We start from the raw sequence: 19,989 nt of genomic DNA, 5'->3' as shown, positions 1-19,989 counted from the left end.
GCTAGGGCTCGAAACAAAAAAAAGTCCTGAAAAGTGTTCAGGACTAGGAATAGTTGTCACATATCTCATCCTTGAAACAGATAACAAGCATCAAGGCTTAAGCGACATTAACGATTCAATAGAAATGTCTTGCGAATAGTCGACATATTCAAAGTTAAAGCCATTGATCTTCATAAACTCATCTTTAAAACCTTGGTAATCACCAATCTCTTTAAAGTTATCAGCATTCATTTGTTCTAAAAGAGCGTGGACTTCTTGTTGAACTTGCGGTTCAAGTTCCAAGTCATCTATTCGAATCAAGCGTTCACCGTCAACTGGCACTTTCTCTTGATCGTATAACTTCGTAGTAAACAGTCGCTGCATTTGTTCAATACAGCGTTCGTGAGTACCTTTTTCCTTCATCACTCGATAAAGCGCTAACAGGTAAGGACTTAGAGCAGGTATGAATACACTGGCTTTCGTCACCAACGCCTTACACACGGTTGCGTAAGCACCGCCGTCAAAGTTGGCGAGTTTGAGGTTTAATGAATGACTGGTTTGGTGTAAATCGATTTTCGCTCGACCTAACGTACCATCGAGATAAATTGGGTGCGTAATGTCAGGGCCCATGTAAGAAAAGGCGATGGTTTTGCAGCCGTTTGCGATAGAGTCGTTATTAATGAGTGTGTCAATCCAGCTTTCCCAGTCTTCGCCGCCCATTACTTTAATGGTGGCATTGGCTTCCTCTTCTGTTGCAGGCGTTAAGGTGGTTTCTGTCCACTTATCGTTCTCCAGCATGATAGAAGCGCCAGTGACAGGTTCACCAATAGGTTTAATGACACTGCGCCAAAACTCATCAGATTCAGGTTTAGGTCGAACACCGGTTGCCAAGCTATAGATGACTAAGTCAACTTCACCCTCAAAGTACGTTTCAATGGCTTCAATCACTTGATTGCGCACCGAACCAGAGAATGCATCACCAACAATATTTATTGCGGTACGCCCGGCTTGATTTGCTTCTTGCTTAAAAAAGACGTTGTTATACCAACCCGCACTCCCAACCCCTTTCTCTGAAGGGCCACGCTCAAATGAGACGCCAATGGTATCGGCGTTAGCGCCACCGAACGTTAAGGCGATTCGTGCCGCTAGGCCGAAACCAGAGGAGGCTCCAATAATCAAAACCCGTTTTGGGCCTTTTTTGATCTGTGGGGCGCGTTTTACGTATTCAATTTGCTCTTTAATAGATGCATGACACCCTTTGGGGTGCGCAGAGCGAGCAACAACACCTTGAATTAACGGTTCTATTCGCATGTTGTTATCTATCCTCGATGAGTGGAATTGAAAATAGATTAACGTAAAGTTACGTAAAACTTATTGAGCTAGACCATTAAAATTAGAGATGTTTAATTAATTCTTGAGCAACGAAATCAGCGATCCAAGGTTGTGCATCTGGTTTTGGGTGAAGGCCATCATCCATCATCCACTCTGGTTTGGTGACAACATGCTCTAAGAAGAATGGCATCAAGGCAACTTGTTGATGCTGTGCAAGCTTAGGGTAGATATCGTAAAACATATCGCTATAGCGCTTACCATAATTAGGTGGAACCCGAATTTGCATCATGACAACGTCCGCACCAGAATCTTTTATCATGGTAATCATTTTTGAAAGATTCGACGTAATAAGTTTAGGAGGGAAACCTCTCAGTCCATCGTTGGCACCTAACTCAATAAGTACCATGTCAGGGCTATGCTGAGTTAGCAACTGAGGTAACCGTGCTAAGCCATTGCCGGTTGTATCGCCAGAAATGCTGGCATTAATAACTGTTACATCTTGACCATGTTCTGACAACGCATCAGGGAGTAAGCTAGGCCAACTCTCTTCGATTGGCATCTGATAGCCTGCACTCAAGCTATCACCCAAGACAAGTAGCTTTTCGCTCGCATGTGCAGTAGCGGAAAAACAAAAAAATAGAACTAAGGAAAGTATACGAATCATGCAAACACCTGTACTTAATGCACCTATTGTTCAAGCCAATTTGGTTTCTAAACAAGTCTCTACTAATCAAGAACAATTAACAATCCTCAAAGACGTAAATGTTGACATCCGAAAAGGAGAAAAAATCGCCATCGTCGGAACTTCCGGTGCAGGTAAGTCAACATTGATGACGTTGCTAGCTGGTCTTGATACGCCGACATCAGGCGAAATTACTTTATTAGGTCATGAATTATCAAAACTGGACGATGAAGCACGTGCGAAAATTCGCGCTGACTCTTTAGGTTTCGTTTTCCAAAGTTTCCTGTTAATCCCGAGTTTGAGTGCATTACGTAATGTCACACTTCCTTGTCTTTTACGTGGTGAAGCCGAAGATGAAGCAAGAGCAGCGGAATTATTAGCTGCTGTTGGATTGGAAAAACGTGTCGACCATCTACCAAGCCAGTTATCTGGTGGTGAACAACAGCGAGTTGCACTAGCGCGCGCATTTATGACACAACCTGAACTGTTGTTCGCAGACGAACCTACCGGCAATCTTGACCATCAAACCGCAGACAAAGTGATTGAGCTGCTATTCGATCTTAATGAACAGCACGGGACAACTCTGATTTTAGTAACACACGATGGTCATCTAGCAAGCCGATGTGACCGTATTTATCGTATGGAGGCGGGTGAGCTTAAGGAGGAGATGTAATGTCTGCAGTATCATCAAGTGAAGCAACATCCACAGAGCAAAACAGTACATCACAGCACTCGTCGAATAAAAGTTTGATACGCTGGAGTTTCGGCGAAATAAGGCAGGGGAATCTTTGGCCTATTAGCGTTGCTCTTATTCTCGTGATTGCGAGTATCTTTGCGCTTTCTGCATTAGCAGAACGAATGGAGCAGGTGATCGTCAAGCAGGGGAAGGACGCATTAACGGCAGATGCGGTGTTTGTGTCTGCTAATCCCATTCCGGACACGTTGTTAGCCTCGACTGAAAGTCTTGACCGTTCGACGATGACACGCTTTGCCACTATGGCATTTAGCGATAATGGTATGCAGCTTATTTCTGTAAGGGCGGTGGATGATAATTACCCTTTAATGGGAGAGCTCGTTCTTGAAAATAATCCAGCCGGTCGCGTTAAAGAGAACCAACTCTGGCTTGATGAACGGATTATGACTCAACTAAGCGTAAAGTCAGGTGACAGTGTCACGATAGGCGATGCCGAGTTTACTGTATCAGGCGCAGTATTGATGGAACCTGGCTTGAGCTTTAATCCATTTCAGCAAATGCCTTCTGCATACATTCATCAAAGTGACGTAGATAAAACAGGAGCAATTCAAGTTGGGAGCCGAGTTCAATACCGTCTGTTTTTACAAGCCGATGATAAAACACTAAAGAGCTTACAAGATGATACGCGGCTTTCTCCGAGCGATCGCTGGCGCACGCAAGATACTGCCAGTCGTAGTAATGAGGTTTTTGAACGTACGACGCAGTATCTGTCTTTGACCGTAGCAATTGTCATCATTATGGCGGCGACAACATTGGTTCTTACTTGTCAAAATTACGTGAACAGCCGGACACAAACTATTGCGATGTTGAAAAGTCTTGGTGCGAGCCGCCGATGGATTGAAAAGTGGTTATTTATTCAAGTCACAATCCTTCTCATTAGTGCCAGTGTCGTCGGCCTACTGCTAGGGAGCGGGCTGGAGTATTTATTACGCATTCCACTCAAAGACTTATTACCCGATCCACTCCCTAGTTACGGCGTCACACCATTTTTGGTGGCATTTATCTCAGCAGTCTTGATTACGGTGCCCGCTCTCGGTATACCATTGTTAGGCTTGATTAAAACTCCCGCGTTAGAAGTGCTACAGCAGGGCAAAGCGCAACGTTCTTGGAAGCGAATGTTACTTGTTCTAGTTCCCGTTGTTCCATTGCTTTTACTGTATGCAGACAACACCTTAGTTTGGATCGTGCTCACTGGTATAGCGGTACTGTTTGTGGTACTCGCAGCAGTTAGCGTCATACTCACAAAACTGTTTGCACGTGTTTCAACCCATCCTGCAATGAAGCTTGCGTTGAGTCGTATCAACCGGACGCCAGTAACCAGCGGTCTACAGTTTGGTGCTTTGGCATTATCTTTGATGTTGCTGTCTATCATTTGGCTTGTGCGCAGCGATATTCTCGCTGATTGGGAGAGAACCTTACCTGCAGACGCGCCAAATGTGTTCGCTTTGAACATTGGTGATTATGAGCTCGATAACTACCTAGAAACCCTAGATAAAAACGGAGTTACGCGGTCACAAGCTTATCCAATAATTCGTGGACGACTAACAGAGATCAACGGTCAAAACGTCAAAGAGGTTGAGTACGAAGGAGAAGGTTCTGACGCGATACGTCGAGAGCTAAACCTGACATGGGGAGATAGCCTACCAGAATATAATGATGTGCTTTCGGGTGAATGGACAAACAAAGGGAGTGTATCTGTAGAAGCGGATGTAGCAAATGACTTAGGCATCAAACTCGGTGATACGCTGCGCTTTGTAATAAACAGTCAGAATTACGATGCAGTAGTAGATACCATCCGTTATGTCGAATGGCGTGACATGAAGCCTAACTTTTATTTTATTTTCTCATCTGACGTGATGGCTAATTTACCTGGTTCTTACCTCATCAGTTATAGGATTGAAGAAGGAAATGAAGCGTTGTTGACGTCAATGTCACGTGCTCACCCAACGGTCTCTGTTTTAGATATCCGAACTATGGGCGAGAAAATTCAGGCTTTGATTCAGCAAATCGTATCAGCAATCACCATCCTTGCTCTTTTAGGCGTTGTTGCTGGTCTGCTGCTCATCTTTACTCTACTGAGGTTAAGCTTGTCCCAACGTCAACAAGAGATTCGTTTGTATCGCACATTAGGTTCAAGTAAGAAACGGATCAACACAACCCTGTGGGCCGAGTACGGAATTATGGCGTTGATTGCTAGTGGTGTTGCGGTATTCGCTGCGGAAATTTGTGTGGCCGCAGTCATGACATATGGGTTCGATCTCAATGCACAAATTCACCCCGAATTGTGGATAGCTTTACCGCTTGCAACATTTGTTACGTTGGCACTTGTAGTGATGAGTTTGTTGAAAAGATTGTTAACGCCAGTAAACACTTAATCGCAGCGAGTGTTATCAAATTTGGAACACTCCATGACACTTTTATTTTAGTTATCCACAAAAACAGTGGGACTCTCAGCCCATTAAATCAGTGGCTTACATGATAATGCTTGAATTTGTATACCACTGATATCATCAGCGTATGACAATTTTAATGAGTCTGTCAAATCTTCAAAGTTGGTTTACGTGTAGTTCTAGATATAAAAACCCCACCGATAAGGTGGGGTTTTTATATAATGTTTTAGGTCTTTTATAGAAGTCTATCAATTGCTAGGACTTAGATTTTGATAGAAACCTATGATTTGATTTTCTCTATCATTATCGATCTCAGAACGAATTGTGTTAATAATGTTCCCGTTATGATTCACATCGGATACGATATTGAGGTTAACATCTACTTTTTGATGTTGTGTTTGAATTGAACTAATCTCTTTACCAGCACGACCAAGCAGATCGAAGATATTTGTATTTAAGAATTTGGTGTATTTGTTATCACCAAAGAAATTAGCAGGGTCTAACAAACCACCTGGACGACCTTCGTAAACGGCGAGAGCACCAGCTAGATAAGGGTTAGCTCTTGCACCAATACCTGCTGCTGTTCTTCCAACACTACCACCTAAAGAACCTGCGGCTTTTGTTGCACCACCAAATCCTAATGCACCAGCGGCTCGACCTATTAGTTTAAACAGTCCTTTGAATGCACTTGTTAAGGTATTTACAACACTCAAGCCACCGCTTAATACAGTGAAGATTTTCGAACCGACCCAAATTGAAGCAATTGTTTTACCAATCATGATAATCTCATCACCATGTTTAACAGCTGTGTTAACGAAAGACCTAACAGATTCACCCATTTGTCGGAAAGTAGGCTGTAATTCTTTTAAGTCAATCATAATGGAGTTGATATTACCTCCACCAAACCCAACAAGGAATTCGTCGGCTAGGCGTCCAACCCCTACACCCATCAACGTGATGTTCTGTCTAGCTTTCACTAGGGTATCTAAATCTTGTTGTGAGAGATTCAAACCAAATCTTTCACGTTGTGAAGCAATTTCATCAAGGTTACGGATTGCCTTAAATTGCAAAATAGCATCGTTGCCGAACGACTCTAACAAGAACGTTAACTTGTTCATGTCTGTTCCTCTACGTTTGGCTTCCTTAGCAATAAGATTCATAGCTTCAAGTGGTCGTAACTCTTTTAGCATCTTCTCAGAAATCTTACTATTTTCTTTTAGCCACTCTGCAACATCTTTAAACTCACCGCCTTGCGTTTGTTGGTAGTCTCCGAGTTTGTCTGCGAAGTCTTTGTATTGGTCTGCAACCGAATCCATACTCAATCCAAACTTACTTGACGCTGCCGCAATATCTTGGAATGTCTTAGCATCCAAACCAGATTTCTTGAGAGCAGCATCTAATTCAGTAGCTCGTTGTAGTGATTGTTGGATACCCACTGCTGCTAAACTACCACCAACTAACGCAGCGCTCATGCCTGCATTCTTGAGAGAGTTTGCTGCCGCCATTCTACGCTCATTGTTTTGACGGGTGATGAGTGCTGCTTGTTTGGATAACTCACGAGTCCTGATTTTCTCTTTTCGATTGGTATCACTTACTTGATTCTTGAGCTTCTTCTCAAGGTGTAACAACTCATCGGTAGTTTTTGCTTGCTTGAGCTTATTTAATAGAACCTTCTTTTCTGCCCCATTCATATCTCGAATTGCACTTGTGGATTGTGTAAACCGTTTCAACACTGTCTTTTGTGTAAACTCAAACCTCTCTTGTTCTTTTTGTAATTTTCGATAATGTCTTATGTGAGAATCTTGATCTTGTTGTCGTTGTCGCCTAGCTCTAGGAGAACCACCAACACCAAGAACATTTTCAGGGTTAGCTTTATCGAGTTGTCGAGCCAGCTTTTTACTATCTTTCAACACCTTATTCCAAGACGGACGATCGAGCTTCCATGCAATCGTGTTTGTAAATTTATGGAGTTGTCGAGCCATATGAATTAACCTTCTCTGTTAAAAAATTCTTTAATAATTTGTTCATTCGATTTTTGTTCTAACCCCATGAGATTTACATAACCATCTTTATATAAATCAGGTAGTTTATTCACCTTCCCACTAAAGCCGTTATTTGTGCTGCTAGTTTTGTTTTGACCATCAATGCTTTTTTGTTCATCTGCTGCGGTTAATAAGTAGCCTCGCTCATAAGACACGTTTCGGATATGCTCTAAGAGGAGACGATACTGCATACTATCTGTTGTCCCAACTTGTTTAGGGGTGTATTTAACAATGACGTAATCTTTGAGGTTATAAAACTCATTCACTATCGTTAATTTAGTGCTTCTATTAAACCAATTGAGTAGAATTTCATGCGCATTCAAAGGGCGTTTGTCATCAACACTTAACAAATTACCATTTATATTTTTGAGGGGATTCTTACCAACGAAACAGGTAAGTGATAATGTAGGGTTGCTCTTAACTACATTTGAAGTGATAACGCTCTTATCGCTTACTGGGTATTTGGTAGCATTAGCTTGATAACTGGGTAACACCTCAGTAAACGCATCGGCATAAAGTCTACCTAGGTTGTTATCCATAATATATGTGGGTGTAATCATAAATCTTCCTTATTTTCTCAGCTCTTCATCCACAATCTTCTTTATCTTCTTCAATACTGTTCGATAATCTTCTTTAGGATCTTTCTCTTTTGGTTTACCAAATAGGGTATTGATAATTAGAATAGGGATGAGGATAAGAAGGAGAGGAGGTAATTGTTGTATAAATTCCATAGGCTTTTTATAAACCCCTTCATTAAAAGGGGCTATTACTAGTAATGTTTAAAGAGTGATATCCTTGTAATCGAGAGTTTCAGATTTAGATTCTTTAACCCATAACTTTCTTTGTTTACCATCTGATAAATATTTACGGACAGCAATAAAACCGTTATCAGTCAGTAGTGATTCGACTTTCGTGTTTTGGTCACACTTACTAACTTTCTTAGCTTCTTCAAATGTCACCCAATCACGCTTTAGTAATTTCGTGAGTTCTTCATTTCCACTATTTAAAAGCTTCTGTTTGGCTGTCTGGGCTGCTTTAGCTGCTCTTAGGTGTAATGCTTGCTCTTTCTCTTCTTCCTGTTCAGCAAGCTTTTGGAGGCCGTAGGCTTTAGCTTCTTCCGGTGCTAACAGTTCTTCATTCTCTAATGAGCACTTACGAGTTAGAAGACGTTGAATTTCTTGCTTGAGCTTATCTTTTTCTTCTTCTTGAACACAATCAGGTTTAAAGGCTACGAATCCGATTTGACGACCATTGTTATATTTACTGAAAAGGCGTTGCTGTGAACTTACAGGTGAATAACCTTCACTAAGCTTTTCAGCATATTCTACAAACACATCTTGGTGTTGCTTGTGCGGATGAAGTGTAAACGCTTCAATAGCTCCAATTTTCAGAATATACAGGAGATTGCTAGAGGTTAGAGCATATTTTATTTTATCGAGTTCACCACCTGAAATGTGGTCTGGGCGCATATCACCTGCTACTGTAGTTGGGTAGCGACATAAGCAGTTATCAAATACTTCTTCAACATCCTTTTCAGTAAATGTACTTAATTGAACGTTGTCGTAGTATTCATTGATAAAATCTTCTAGTGTTTTTGTTTCAGTCATATTCATGTTATGTACTCCTATCTTATTATTGTTTTTGTTTGAGTTCAGCGATTAGATTGTCACGTTCGATTAACTTAGCTTTGAGTGATTCGATTAAATCCGCATCAGCTTTTAACCTAGATCGTAAAGCTCGACGTTGTGATTTTGACTTACTAGAGTTTTGAGCAATATTTTCTACACGCTTCCGTAATTGTTCAGGTAGATCGTCGAAAGTGAATAACTCATCATCTGCATAAACTTCTAATAGCTGTTCAATCTTTGCAGCTATTTGCCAACCTTCTATATGTTCATAAAGAGGGATTGAATTTTCTTTCTTGATGCGTTCACAAACATCAATAAATAGTTCTTGAGGTAAATCTATCTTCATAATTTTGTTTTCCTGTAATTGTTTTTATTTTAATATTAGGGTAGGAGGGGAAAGAGAATTACTGTTATAAATAATTTTTATTTATAAATATTCTTGACCGTTATATTTATCTTCAAGTGATTTTAGAAGAGCTTGAGTGTCGCTATCTTCTTCAACAGTAGGTGAATAAGCTTGAACACCTTGAGAGTGATTATGTTCAGGTTCTAGGTATTCTACTCCGTTGAACTTTGATTCAAGGGATTTCTCTAGTGTCTTCACATCATCATTCATTTGTTTATGGGCTTTCTTAATCTCATACTCTTCAAGGATCTCATAAATATTTTCATCGTTTGAAAATTTGTTTAATTCTTGCAGGGTGTTAAGTTGCTTTAATACTTGTTGAATGTTCATAATCTTGTTTTCCTATTATTAATCAATTGCGTAAATTTTGATAAAGCCGTTAATGGAGCCGTTTGTAACTTCGATGATTTCTCGGTTATTTACTAGCCTATACAGTTTGCTTAAGCTAATGTTCAACACATGTTTATTCTTGTTATAAAACCAACGCAAACTTTGAAAGTATGACGTTTTACCCGTTAGGCTATCGTAAACCTTGTAGCTTTTAGCACCTGACTCACGAGCATTAGCGGAGGCTGGTTTTAGTACACAGTTTTTAGGAGAATAATTGCCCTGATCAAAAAGTCTCGAAACATGAGGTTTATTGATTTTGAAATAATCTCTACCTCTCTTTGATTCACTGATAATCCAATCTATAAAATGGGTGATGTCTTTAAAATCGAACGCTACATGTTTATAACTTTTAAAATGTTCATGAGAGGAGTTACATCTAGCTTTGATGTTGTAGTATAAAGTACGTAACTTCAGAATTTGTTCTTTATTATATTGTGGGTATTGCTCACAGAGGTCTTTTAACTTCATAGTTTTGCTTTCCAGTATTGTTTTTATTTTTAGGATGGTTAGAACTTGAGGTTCTTTATCTTCTTAGATGCAAGGTATAACGAAATGGCATCACTAATAATATTATATTGGTCGATGTCATTATATACAGAGATACTTCTGAATTTTAAAAGATAAGCACTGTTAAGTGTTCGAGTTCCTTCAATCAATTCTTTTAATAAACTTTCTGAATCTTCATAGATTAGACGTTTTCTAGGCATTGTTTAGCCTCCATTATTGATAATAGATATTAATGCTTAATATGATAAGCTAAGAGGTTTTAGTTTAATCGGGGGAGTGTTATGTAATATGTTTTATTACAATTCGAGAGTAAAAACAATCACCAAAATAATAGGAGGATTATTAACTAGTGATTGTTTGAAGTAACATAAGTATTGATTCAGCAAGAACATTAACTTATACAACCATTATAACATTACTTTATTTAAAATACAACATTAAATGTAATAAAAATATTTACTTTACCGTTTTATTATGATAGGTGTTTTGTATTTTACTCAGCATCTTTAATTATATTTACAACCTCATTAAGACCTATCTTTGTTGAGTAACAATAATCCCATATCGTAGGTTCGGTGTTACTCTTACCAAACACCTTTAAACTATGGTTACGTACAATTTTATTAACTTTACTCAATGTTTCTAAGTGGTTTGGTTTTATTGCAGCTCCTTTTCTAAACGTTGTTAGCATCTCGTTGAATCTTACATGAAGAGGTTTGTGCTTCGGTTTGTTTCCTATCTTCAACTCTCTATCAATATACCTACTAATCACGTTTTTAAGGTAGAAGTTCCGTTGTTCTTCTTGTTTGTATAAGTAAGATGTTAAAGCGACATCAATCTTTAGTGGCTGCATAAATTGTTCTGATTTTATATAAAAAATGAGGCGCATCTTGGACTTTGCAAGAGAACTACCAAATGGTAACAAGATTGGTTTTTGTATGATGTCTACACCAAGCTCACTAGCTGCACAATCAAGGTTTTGCTTAAACTCATGCAATGCGGATTCAACAAGTTCTAAAAACTTCGATCTCTGTTCTGGTTCAAAATTGTTGAGAGCGCGAGTGTATTTATCTTGAAGATTTTCCATATTCACCTCTTATTTATTTAATAATGAATAGTTGAAACGTTTACGGCTCTTTCTGATCGCTTTAGTTCGGTATTTCTTCACGTTATGATTTCCTTATTGTTATATCTGCCCTATATACGTGCGAGAACGTGCCTACAAGCGATTAAGCACGTATAGAGGGCGATTGTATTAGGTTTTATTTGAGAGGGGTTAGGTTGCCTTATGAGTTTGATAAAACTCGTACAACTCGTAATCTAATCGAGTTGTCACTTCTTCAATGTCTTTATAAAACTCCCTAGCTATTAATTTGCCAATCACACTAGGGTATCTTATCAACAAGGCTAGAAAGTCATCTGAATCCAGTTGGTCATATACAAAAACGTCATTCTGTTTTGATGTTGGAACTTTAAATTCGCTGTCATTCAAATCTAACCACTGATCTTCATATAGCTCGATAATCTCCTTTGTTTCCTTAGTGGAAATAGGTAACTCAGTGATCATTAGTTCTGTTGAACTATTTACAAAAATGTCTTCGATCTTGTGATTTTGGCGAGTAATAAAAATGGTGTCATAACCTTGCTCTGGCTTTAATACCGTGAAAGTGTTCATATCATTGTTTCCTCTTGTTTGGAGTGATACATACAAGAAGCCCTACATTGTGCTTCATTCAAGCATGCATCAGGTTTGTTTTTTTTAGTGTTGTGGGTTAGCCTGTAAAGGCTGTGTAAGGAGTTAGCGTTGCGCTAAAAGTGGGTTAGTTAGAATGGGATTACTGATTCGTGTTCAGGACAATCGCGGTTTAAGCAGTAACCGAGATCATCTAACTTGTCACCGCAAACTTCACAGAGTAGCTTTTTACAGATAGATTCCACTGTTGTTTGATCTGGTGAATAGTCATCCCAGAAATGTGTATGTATCACTGTGAGATATTGCTGCGTCTCTGTTCGGTTGAGTTCGCCCTTCGCCAGTGGTGCTGCAAAGTATCCGATCCCTTTACCGTCAAGGTTAATATCTGAAACATCGACATTTCCGATCAGGCCAACCAGTTTAGACTTATCACCCAAAGGTGCTGTTACCTCTGTTAGTGTTTCAACAATCTTTGTTATTACTTCAGCTTCTTCAGCAGGTGCCATGTGTTTAACTGGCTCGGGTTTTCCATCATACGAGTTAGTGAAAAGATTCGTAATATCTTCTTCTCGCTCTGCTGTGTCTTCATCAATAAACAAGTATTGTTCATAGCTTGCCAGCTCTTGCTCGGACTTAGAGAAAGTAGGGCAACCATCAAGGCTAATATCATTCATGAAACCGTAGTTAGCTTCTGATGAATCACTGTAGTTGTCTGGTGCTGGCGTTAAGTCGAAATCTTCAGAGTTTGGGACTAGAGCTGCGTAATTTTCTGTGCCGTCACAAGGAGTCATATCTTCAAAGTGTTGCTTACGTTCTTCTGTGTCGGCGTAATGCTTTGACCAAGTAGCGTAATCCTGTGCGGTTAATTGAATTCCTTCTTGATCCGCTTTCCATATCCATTGATTGAAAGCTTTTAGCTTGTCACCCTTGAGAATTGCTCTGTATTTCTTCGCTAAGAGGTAGTTATTCGCTTTTTTGTCTTGTAGGTTGTTAATACTGACTTTGTTCTTATTACTACCTGCTACATGAGATTTACTAGGGTAGGTGGCAAGCTCTAAATCAATGTCTTTTACTTCGTATCGGTTACGTGTTCCGTTCCCTTCTTTATGTCTTACCAGTAAGCCAATATCAACCAAGTGATTAATGAATCCGGTTAAGCTACCTTTTGAACCGATACCGAACCTTTTCATTAAAGAATCAAAGCTAGCATATCCGGTGTCGTTCAGTTTCCCATCATGCTGGAGTTTGTGAAAGTAACTGTAGATATTCTTATGGTCTGCGCTGAGCTTCTTACCGTTGTATTTGCAAATGCTCGAAACTTCTAGCGGAATGAGGGTGAAAGTTTTTAGTTTATCCCAATCAATTTTTAACTTGTTGGTCATGGTTGTTAAGCTCCTCTGCTTCTTGTTGTTCTAATAATGTCATGTATGCGTTGAACGCCTCTCGCATTAATTGGTATGGCTTCTTATTTAATCGGCGAACTTGGTGCATCAATCGGTTAGTTTCATTACTGTTTGGTTTAAAGTTCATCTTTAAATCCTCCTACTCATCAATATTACTGTTAAATTCTTCAATCAATCGAAACATATACACAGCCAACCCATAATGTATCGCTTCACTGAATTTACCTTCTTTAGTTCTGACACTCTTTCGTTGACTAACATTAGCTGGTGTTGTCTCTCCATTCATTAACCGCCGAAGTTGTAACTGAGTGATGAGTGGGAGTGTGGCTAGGTTGATTTCATCTGGTAGTGTGTATGTCATATTAAAAATCCTTATATTGCAGATACGAGAAAACCACCAACGTGTGGTTCTGAACAAGTTCAGCACGTAGTGTATAAATTAGATTGTGAGGTGGTAAGGTGATCGGGGACGATCTGGATGCTAGAGTAGTAAACTGAATTACTATTCTTATATAATAACACTAAATGAGAATGATTGTCAACAACTATTTGTGATGAATGTCTCTTTTTAAGTCATTTGAGTTGACTTTTGTTTAGATCTATGATTACCAATCTACCATTTAAAAATAGTTTGTCAAGCGAGGTGTATGTAAGTTACTGTTTTCATTAGAACCACTACCCAGTAGCGATTCACACTAGCTCTGACTGTCCAAATATAAAGACCAACCTTCGATCATGTTTGTATCATATTCATATGAAAGCATTTGGCGGTATTGTTTAACCTTCTTCTCTACATACCTACCTTCACCTTTACCTGAGTCCATCCAGACGAGTGTTGTATTTTCTTCTTCAATCAAAATATTTTTTGACACAAGCTTTTTGAGAATACGGTGTAGGTTTGATCGTTCAAGTGAGACACCATAGTGTTTAGCTCGGTTCAGAATATCGGTGTTACTGTATGGGAGCTGTCCAAATTCTAAAGCAAAGTTCGAGTCATGTTCATAGACAATAAGAGATAGCACCTCTATTTCTTTCTTTGTTGGTTTGTATTCATCATCAGTAATAGAGTAGTAGGTCATTATGTTCTCAACAAAATTCCTTCTAGATACAAGGTATGTCATTAAGTCCTCAATTTCCACACTGTTCCACCATTCTTTTGTAGCACGCAGAGCGCTGAAGTAGTCCTGATAGAAACCAATCTTGTGAATGGAATCCTTAGCAACCGCATCAACCACACAAGCATGAAAGATTCCGTTGTCCTCATCTTCACTGATCTCTACAAACAAACGCAGGTAAGGATGAAATTCTTGTTTCCTTTTGAAATACTTTGCCTGTTCTAACGTGAAATCTAGGTTGATAGAGATTAAATCATTGTGCATATCCATAGTAAGTCCTCTTGAGCGTTGTAATTTTGTAAGTGCAAAAGAGTAATAATAACAACATTTAAAAGTTAAGTCAAATGGGTGTGGGAGTAAGAATAAAGGTGGGAACGAAAGCTACTAACCTTACAACGGATACACCAATACGTATTTCTGCCTGAATTTAGGCAAACTGAAAGATACCAACAGGTAAACCAGTCCGTAGAATGAACCAGTTTCATGGGAAGGTAGGAGTTCGGATTTCAGACCGCTTTTACTTCAATACCAATAAGAACCAGTCCGTAAACTGTACCGCTTTTACTCATATAATCCTAAAAAGCAGTCCGTGAACCGTACCGGAACCAGTCCGTAGTTCTGCCCTTATAATAATAATACGTTCACTTCGTTCTCTGTAATAATGACTAAAGCAATCCTTTCAGTCGCCAGCTCCTTACATTGACTGCTTTATATAGTAATAATACTGTGTCGTCTCTTCACTCCGTTACGCTGACCACACAACAACACTACGTTTATGTGTTCACTAACTCACTACGTTCATAAGTGAATATCGCTACGCTCTAACACAAACAGATTTTTATTCTTTATTAGAATATGTATAAGAAGATAACTAACACCATTCCACTACGTTCCATTGTGTTGTGTTCGCCTTGCTCACTAATAATACAACACTACGTTTATGTGTTTTCTAAGTTCACTGTGTTCACTAAGAAAAGAAACCTTGTGTCGTAATTAAGATATTGGTGTAATGAACAAACTCCGCTTGCGTAGTGTGTGGTCTCTTACACTCCATGTGAAGGTGCATATGTAAGATTCACGATACAGTACATTTGTAGATGTGTTCATCTAATCAAAAAGGCGGTGTGACGTAGAGAATACACCGATAAACGCCTTATAACCAATTAGTTAAATTTAATTAGAATCTAAATAAAACACTCTGGGTGGTCTTTAATATAATTGGATTTCAAATCTTGTAACTTAAGTTCTAGATAGGAATCAATAATTATATCGTAATATTTACAATCTATATAAAGATTAATTATAGTGATAGTGTTACTTTGTGGATTTAATATGTAACTGTATTTTAATTTGTTAATTACTGCTTTTGGTTCTACCGAATTAGGTTCAATTACAAATTCATCAATAATTATCATTAAGTTCTCCTATTTTTATTTTCAGGTACCATAATAATGTAAGATTGTTTAAAATCAGCGTTAACCACTTACTTTAAATTAAAATGTTAATTGATTGTATAGATTGAAATAAAACGGACTAAGAGTCTATGACCCCATGAAAAAATTTTTATCATTAATACTCTGTCTACTCTCAGTTGTTACCCAAGCAGAAACCATCTGTAAAACCGATGCGATAGGAATAACACGTTGTAAGGATTCCAATGGGGTAGAGACAAGGTATCGTACAGACGCACAAGGCACTGTTAGATCATCGGATGGTAGGACGTATAAGGTTGACGCTCATGGAGCTATACGAGGCTCTGACGGCTCAATATATAAGACTGATGCAAACGGAATCATTAGGGATAACGAGGGTAATACATGGCGTGAGGATACGCATGGAAAGTTGAGGGGGTCGGACGGATCGATTTGTAAGAAAGATCCCCACGGTGCCGTAAGATGCACAGATTAAGATAGTTGAATAAGTAAGTTTCTACGTTGATTACCTTGTCACAATCTTGTTGCATATGGTGTGTTACTGTCGAATTATTATAGTAATAAAGAAGGGAATCTTAATGCTAACAGCAGATGACAAGTCAGAGATAATTCTAGAGATCTTACAGCAAACTTTTGGTATTGAGTTTGTTCGAGAGGATGAAACTGGAGTTAAGAGAAACTTAGGGTTTACCAGTGTTGATGATAAGTATCGAATCTTCGTATATGCCAACATGCTGTGCAATAGCAAGGAAGATTACATTCGAAAGGTTCGTGAAGGGTTCGAGTCAAATAAAGACATAATCAAACCTAATACGTTTAAATGCTATGTGATGCGCAACTATACCCAAATAGAGGAAGCCCCATATAGAATATAGAATGGATAGTTCCGTATCATATAAACAGCACGCATCACTACCATAAGATTACAGAGAGGTGCTTAACAAACCTCTCTATCCATTCTTACCCCACAGATTAAAACTTTTCATAAATGGTAATCAACTTACCAAAAACGCAACAATCGATGCTGAATAATAATTCAATAAATTCATATAGCCCATTTGTGCAATATAAATGCAAATACTCTGATATTAAGTCGATTTGTGCATTGGGTGCGTGAGTGTGGGGTAATTGGTGTGCAAATGCTTCTGTGTAGCCAGTAGAAGCGTTTTAGCGGTGAATTAGTATGAATGTATTAATATTGATTAGGACGTTGTGAGAGGCTTTGAGGAGTTATTACAGGGAGGTAGAACAAGTTTTAATAGGCAATAAAAAACCGCCCATGATAGGCGGCTTGATGATAGGACAGGGGATAGATTGAACGGTTAGATAGTCTTTGAAATTCTTATGATAGTTTGACGGCTTACCTCGTATTCTCTTGCAAGTTCTGACTTACTCACACCATCAACAAGCTTTTTCTTAACATCATCAATCTGAGCGTCTGTGAGAGCCTTAGAGCGTCCACCTTTATTACCTGTACGTTCTCTACCTGTCTGCAATCTATCTACTATTATGGAGTGCTCAAGCTCTGCAAATACCCCAAGTAGTTGTGTCATAGCCTTTTGCATTGGATTGTTACTGGTAGTATCTACTTGACCATCAAGCGTACGAACTTGAACACCTTTCTGTTGCAAGGTTTGGATAGTGAACAGAATAGCGTTGAGGCTTCTACCCATACGATCAAGCTTTGTTAATACAACAGTGTCACCTTCTCGAACATAATCTACAAGTGCATCTAGCTGCTTCTGGTTATCGTCTGATTTACCTGATTGTTTACCATGAAATACCTTATCGCATCCTGCGTTATTCAGTGCTTCAAGCTGTGCTGATAAATCTTGGTCATGTGTACTTACTCGTGCATAGCCTACTAATGTCATAAATCCCCCTGTCCAAAACTATGTAGTTACGTACATGACTATAGGGTGGTGTACATTGTTTGTAAAGTTAAGTTTCGTACATGTCCGTAATTGTTATTATACAATCGTACATCACAAGGTTTAAATGAGAGTAATTCTCAAGTATCACCACTATCATTTGTTACTTAAATGATTCTTAAATTGTCCACAGAAAAGGGTAGTGGTTGGTGGGGGGTTGTGATTGCATTTCTGGTATTCACATTTAATGCATGGATATTTGAAAATTAGCCTTTCTGAGAGAATGTGACGGATTTTGCGCGCTTAAATGGTCTCTCGCTCATTTCTAACCTTTCAAACCTTGCCACCATTAACTTATCTATCCATTTAGATATTTTGCCATATCTACACCAGAGCCAATATTTTAAATGCTTATATGTCAAATTTAATTTCATAAATATGCGTATTTTTAAGAATAAATATGTTGTTTATGGTATAATTAGACATATAGAAATATTTCTATCCTTCCCGAACTAGTCCAAATACCCCAATTTTAAGCAGTACACCAAGTGTTTTCATAAGATGCTGAAATATAAGTAAATTATATTAAATATTGGCGTATTTACACAAAAGTAAGCAGCACACCTTTTTACACGATATTTCAGCACATCAAGGTATCCCAATGACAGCAAAACAACGCCTTGCAGAATTAATTCAATCAGATTTAAGAACTCTTACGTTCTCATTGATAGGTGATACACCAAGGATCGCAGAGAGTACGGTAGTCACAGTCTGGTTATTAGGTTTGAATCTAACACCTAAGCAAGTGGTAGAACTTCAGCCAGCCGTACACAACTCATCCCCGACACTAACAACCGTTTATAAGATTTCTAGTCGATTCAAAGACACAGTGAAGTTACTAAAGATCGAATCTCACGAACTCTACGCAAAAGCCAACCTACTATAAAAATAAGGAAGTAACACAATGTCAGCCGTAACAGTGAACATCCCAGTTCAACCAAAAAATACAAGCCAGCGCATTCTTGACAATCAACTAGATCAAATCCTAGACCTGATTACGCAGAAAAATAAAAGCTTAGGCGATCTCACGAAAGCATTCCCAAAGCTCACAAAGGTTATCCTCGACGCTGCCACAGGTAAGAACAAGGATATTTCAGGAGTCCAATTGAAAGCGGTTCAAATGGCCTTATCAATGGTTACAGATTTAGAAAAATCTATCAAAGACAGTGAGCAGATTGTCTTAGCTCTTGAAGCTGTCAAAGAAGCAGAAAAGACAGCACCAAAAGATAGTAAATCTTCTCTTCTCCCTAAACTTTAATCGAGAGGTGTACTATGCAAATTCGACTTATTGGTGAGCACATCTCACTGCTGTACAGATACTTAACACACCTTGGTTACAGTGAAGAAGAGATCCAAGAGAAAGGGGTGTACTGTCCATTAATCAGCCTAACCTCTACCGAAACACACCAAGTTTTGTATGATTTCATTCTGAGTGAACATGGATCACTGTTCGAAATTCTTAAACTAGGCGGGTTCAACCATTTGATTTTTGTACTACAACAATTTGTTGAAAATACAGGCTTACCGTTTGCACCACCAACACAAGAGGATCTCACACAAGCATTTAATGAAGCTGTAAAGCTATACAACAAAGAAAAGGTTGTTGGCTGTGAGATCATAATGGGATTTGGACAAAGTAACTAAGTTAAATCAACCTAGTTCCTCTTTCTTTTGGGATTAGTACATATTTCAGATTCTTGCAAAAAACTCTTATCTAAGGGTTTTTGAACTTTTAAGTACCACATCGTAAAACCATAAATCGCTAACATCAGAGATACAGCACTCCATACCCAAAGAATGTTATTGTATCTGGTGACAGAGTCTAGCAGCTTAGCTACATATTTAGCGGAATGTTTAAGCCTTGCTGTTTCAAGCTTAGATTCTAAACGTTTATCATTGAGTGTCTCACTCAACGCTTTGTACTCTTGAATGCTATAAGTAATGAGCATTTTGCTTGGTTCATCTTTCAACTCTCCTTTTTGTTCTGCGATAGTATTGTCCTGTATTTCTTGTAATGTATTTATTTCATCTATAAGCCATTCTAATTTGATTTCCAGTTCAACGGAAGATAACTGCATTTTGTTAGATTTTTCCTCTAAGTCAGATATTTGAGAGTGCACGAAATATTGACCAAAACAGAATAAGAGTACCCCTGATAATGCTAAAAATTTATATAAATTGTCTGTTGGTAAGTTCGGGATCATAAGAACGCTATTCCTTGTTGAGTATGCCTCTCTTGATATGACATAGAGTCTCATGTAAAGAGAAACGACTTAAAGCATACGTAAAACGAATAATACGAGA

22 protein-coding genes are annotated in these 19,989 nt (G+C 38.6%); 6 read left to right on the top strand and 16 right to left on the bottom strand.

Going from position 1 to position 19,989, the window contains the following annotated elements:
- Nucleotides 1-90 precede the first annotated feature (90 nt).
- Nucleotides 91-1,290 (bottom strand): enoyl-ACP reductase FabV, encoded by a 1,200-nt coding sequence (gene fabV / locus R7P64_RS04880; RefSeq protein ID WP_213867709.1) that lies wholly within the window; start codon nucleotides 1,288-1,290, stop codon nucleotides 91-93.
- Between the two features lie 82 nt (nucleotides 1,291-1,372).
- Nucleotides 1,373-1,975 (bottom strand): multifunctional acyl-CoA thioesterase I/protease I/lysophospholipase L1, encoded by a 603-nt coding sequence (tesA, locus tag R7P64_RS04875; protein ID WP_005376324.1) that lies wholly within the window; start codon nucleotides 1,973-1,975, stop codon nucleotides 1,373-1,375.
- Between tesA and R7P64_RS04870 the strand changes: the two genes are divergently transcribed.
- Both R7P64_RS04870 and R7P64_RS04865 read left to right on the top strand, forming a co-directional pair.
- Nucleotides 1,974-2,666 (top strand): ABC transporter ATP-binding protein, encoded by a 693-nt coding sequence (locus R7P64_RS04870; RefSeq protein ID WP_047101137.1) that lies wholly within the window; start codon nucleotides 1,974-1,976, stop codon nucleotides 2,664-2,666. The two genes, tesA and R7P64_RS04870, sit on opposite strands and share 2 nt — an antisense overlap.
- Nucleotides 2,666-5,122, top strand: coding sequence for an ABC transporter permease (locus tag R7P64_RS04865; RefSeq protein ID WP_213901208.1), 2,457 nt, complete (start codon nucleotides 2,666-2,668; stop codon nucleotides 5,120-5,122). Before R7P64_RS04870 ends, R7P64_RS04865 begins: the two co-directional genes overlap by 1 nt.
- A gap of 263 nt (nucleotides 5,123-5,385) precedes the next feature.
- Here the strand turns inward: R7P64_RS04865 and R7P64_RS04860 are convergent, their stop codons facing one another.
- From R7P64_RS04860 to R7P64_RS04805, 12 genes are all read right to left on the bottom strand, one after another.
- Complete coding sequence (locus R7P64_RS04860) at nucleotides 5,386-7,119, bottom strand: hypothetical protein (RefSeq protein ID WP_140101688.1); 1,734 nt, start codon at nucleotides 7,117-7,119, stop codon at nucleotides 5,386-5,388.
- A 5-nt stretch (nucleotides 7,120-7,124) separates the two neighbouring features.
- A complete protein-coding gene (locus tag R7P64_RS04855; RefSeq protein WP_262639953.1) occupies nucleotides 7,125-7,739 on the bottom strand; it encodes a phage baseplate protein in 615 nt (204 codons plus the stop codon).
- A 219-nt stretch (nucleotides 7,740-7,958) separates the two neighbouring features.
- Nucleotides 7,959-8,792: a hypothetical protein gene (locus R7P64_RS04850; protein ID WP_318123208.1), complete on the bottom strand. Its 834-nt coding sequence runs from the start codon at nucleotides 8,790-8,792 to the stop codon at nucleotides 7,959-7,961.
- A 19-nt stretch (nucleotides 8,793-8,811) separates the two neighbouring features.
- Nucleotides 8,812-9,153 carry a hypothetical protein gene (locus tag R7P64_RS04845; RefSeq protein ID WP_262639956.1) on the bottom strand — a complete coding sequence of 114 codons (342 nt, stop codon included), beginning with the start codon at nucleotides 9,151-9,153 and terminating at the stop codon, nucleotides 8,812-8,814.
- Between the two features lie 81 nt (nucleotides 9,154-9,234).
- Nucleotides 9,235-9,543, bottom strand: coding sequence for a hypothetical protein (locus tag R7P64_RS04840; protein WP_262639957.1), 309 nt, complete (start codon nucleotides 9,541-9,543; stop codon nucleotides 9,235-9,237).
- A gap of 18 nt (nucleotides 9,544-9,561) precedes the next feature.
- Nucleotides 9,562-10,071, bottom strand: coding sequence for a hypothetical protein (locus R7P64_RS04835; RefSeq protein WP_140101684.1), 510 nt, complete (start codon nucleotides 10,069-10,071; stop codon nucleotides 9,562-9,564).
- A gap of 532 nt (nucleotides 10,072-10,603) precedes the next feature.
- Complete coding sequence (locus R7P64_RS04830; protein ID WP_262639958.1) at nucleotides 10,604-11,197, bottom strand: hypothetical protein; 594 nt, start codon at nucleotides 11,195-11,197, stop codon at nucleotides 10,604-10,606.
- 189 nt (nucleotides 11,198-11,386) lie between these two features.
- Nucleotides 11,387-11,785, bottom strand: a complete 399-nt coding sequence (locus tag R7P64_RS04825) for a hypothetical protein (protein ID WP_262639959.1) — start codon at nucleotides 11,783-11,785, stop codon at nucleotides 11,387-11,389.
- Nucleotides 11,786-11,934: 149 nt separating this feature from the next.
- A complete protein-coding gene (locus R7P64_RS04820) occupies nucleotides 11,935-13,185 on the bottom strand; it encodes a hypothetical protein (RefSeq protein WP_262639960.1) in 1,251 nt (416 codons plus the stop codon).
- The gene (locus R7P64_RS04815) at nucleotides 13,163-13,333 is read right to left on the bottom strand and encodes a hypothetical protein (RefSeq protein ID WP_237310012.1); all 171 of its coding nucleotides are present in this window, start codon (nucleotides 13,331-13,333) and stop codon (nucleotides 13,163-13,165) included. The genes R7P64_RS04820 and R7P64_RS04815 overlap by 23 nt, the downstream gene beginning before the upstream one ends.
- Before the next feature lie 12 nt (nucleotides 13,334-13,345).
- On the bottom strand, nucleotides 13,346-13,567 hold the full coding sequence (locus R7P64_RS04810) for a hypothetical protein (protein ID WP_257888643.1): 222 nt from the start codon (nucleotides 13,565-13,567) through the stop codon (nucleotides 13,346-13,348).
- A gap of 334 nt (nucleotides 13,568-13,901) precedes the next feature.
- Nucleotides 13,902-14,591 (bottom strand): hypothetical protein, encoded by a 690-nt coding sequence (locus tag R7P64_RS04805; RefSeq protein WP_262639961.1) that lies wholly within the window; start codon nucleotides 14,589-14,591, stop codon nucleotides 13,902-13,904.
- 1,741 nt (nucleotides 14,592-16,332) lie between these two features.
- On the opposite strand from R7P64_RS04805, the gene R7P64_RS04800 reads away from it, so the two are divergent.
- Nucleotides 16,333-16,629, top strand: coding sequence for a hypothetical protein (locus tag R7P64_RS04800; RefSeq protein WP_318123205.1), 297 nt, complete (start codon nucleotides 16,333-16,335; stop codon nucleotides 16,627-16,629).
- A 447-nt stretch (nucleotides 16,630-17,076) separates the two neighbouring features.
- On the opposite strand, the gene R7P64_RS04795 is transcribed toward R7P64_RS04800, so the two are convergent.
- Nucleotides 17,077-17,628 (bottom strand): recombinase family protein, encoded by a 552-nt coding sequence (locus R7P64_RS04795; protein ID WP_262639962.1) that lies wholly within the window; start codon nucleotides 17,626-17,628, stop codon nucleotides 17,077-17,079.
- 658 nt (nucleotides 17,629-18,286) lie between these two features.
- Here R7P64_RS04795 and R7P64_RS04790 point away from each other — a divergent pair.
- Genes R7P64_RS04790 through R7P64_RS04780 form a run of 3 tightly spaced genes read left to right on the top strand, consistent with a single transcriptional unit; the run spans nucleotide 18,287 to nucleotide 19,329 of the window.
- The gene (locus R7P64_RS04790; RefSeq protein WP_225472870.1) at nucleotides 18,287-18,571 is read left to right on the top strand and encodes a hypothetical protein; all 285 of its coding nucleotides are present in this window, start codon (nucleotides 18,287-18,289) and stop codon (nucleotides 18,569-18,571) included.
- 18 nt (nucleotides 18,572-18,589) lie between these two features.
- Nucleotides 18,590-18,943 (top strand): hypothetical protein, encoded by a 354-nt coding sequence (locus tag R7P64_RS04785; protein WP_258470498.1) that lies wholly within the window; start codon nucleotides 18,590-18,592, stop codon nucleotides 18,941-18,943.
- A 14-nt stretch (nucleotides 18,944-18,957) separates the two neighbouring features.
- Nucleotides 18,958-19,329, top strand: a complete 372-nt coding sequence (locus tag R7P64_RS04780; protein ID WP_064376830.1) for a hypothetical protein — start codon at nucleotides 18,958-18,960, stop codon at nucleotides 19,327-19,329.
- A gap of 11 nt (nucleotides 19,330-19,340) precedes the next feature.
- Here R7P64_RS04780 and R7P64_RS04775 read toward each other — a convergent pair whose 3' ends face one another.
- Nucleotides 19,341-19,889: a hypothetical protein gene (locus R7P64_RS04775; protein ID WP_064376831.1), complete on the bottom strand. Its 549-nt coding sequence runs from the start codon at nucleotides 19,887-19,889 to the stop codon at nucleotides 19,341-19,343.
- Between the last annotated feature and the right edge of the window lie 100 nt (nucleotides 19,890-19,989).

It is taken from the genome of Vibrio sp. 2304 (genome assembly GCF_033339475.1).
Classification (GTDB): Bacteria; Pseudomonadota; Gammaproteobacteria; order Enterobacterales; family Vibrionaceae; genus Vibrio; species Vibrio alginolyticus.
This window is presented reverse-complemented; position numbering and strand designations above follow the sequence as displayed.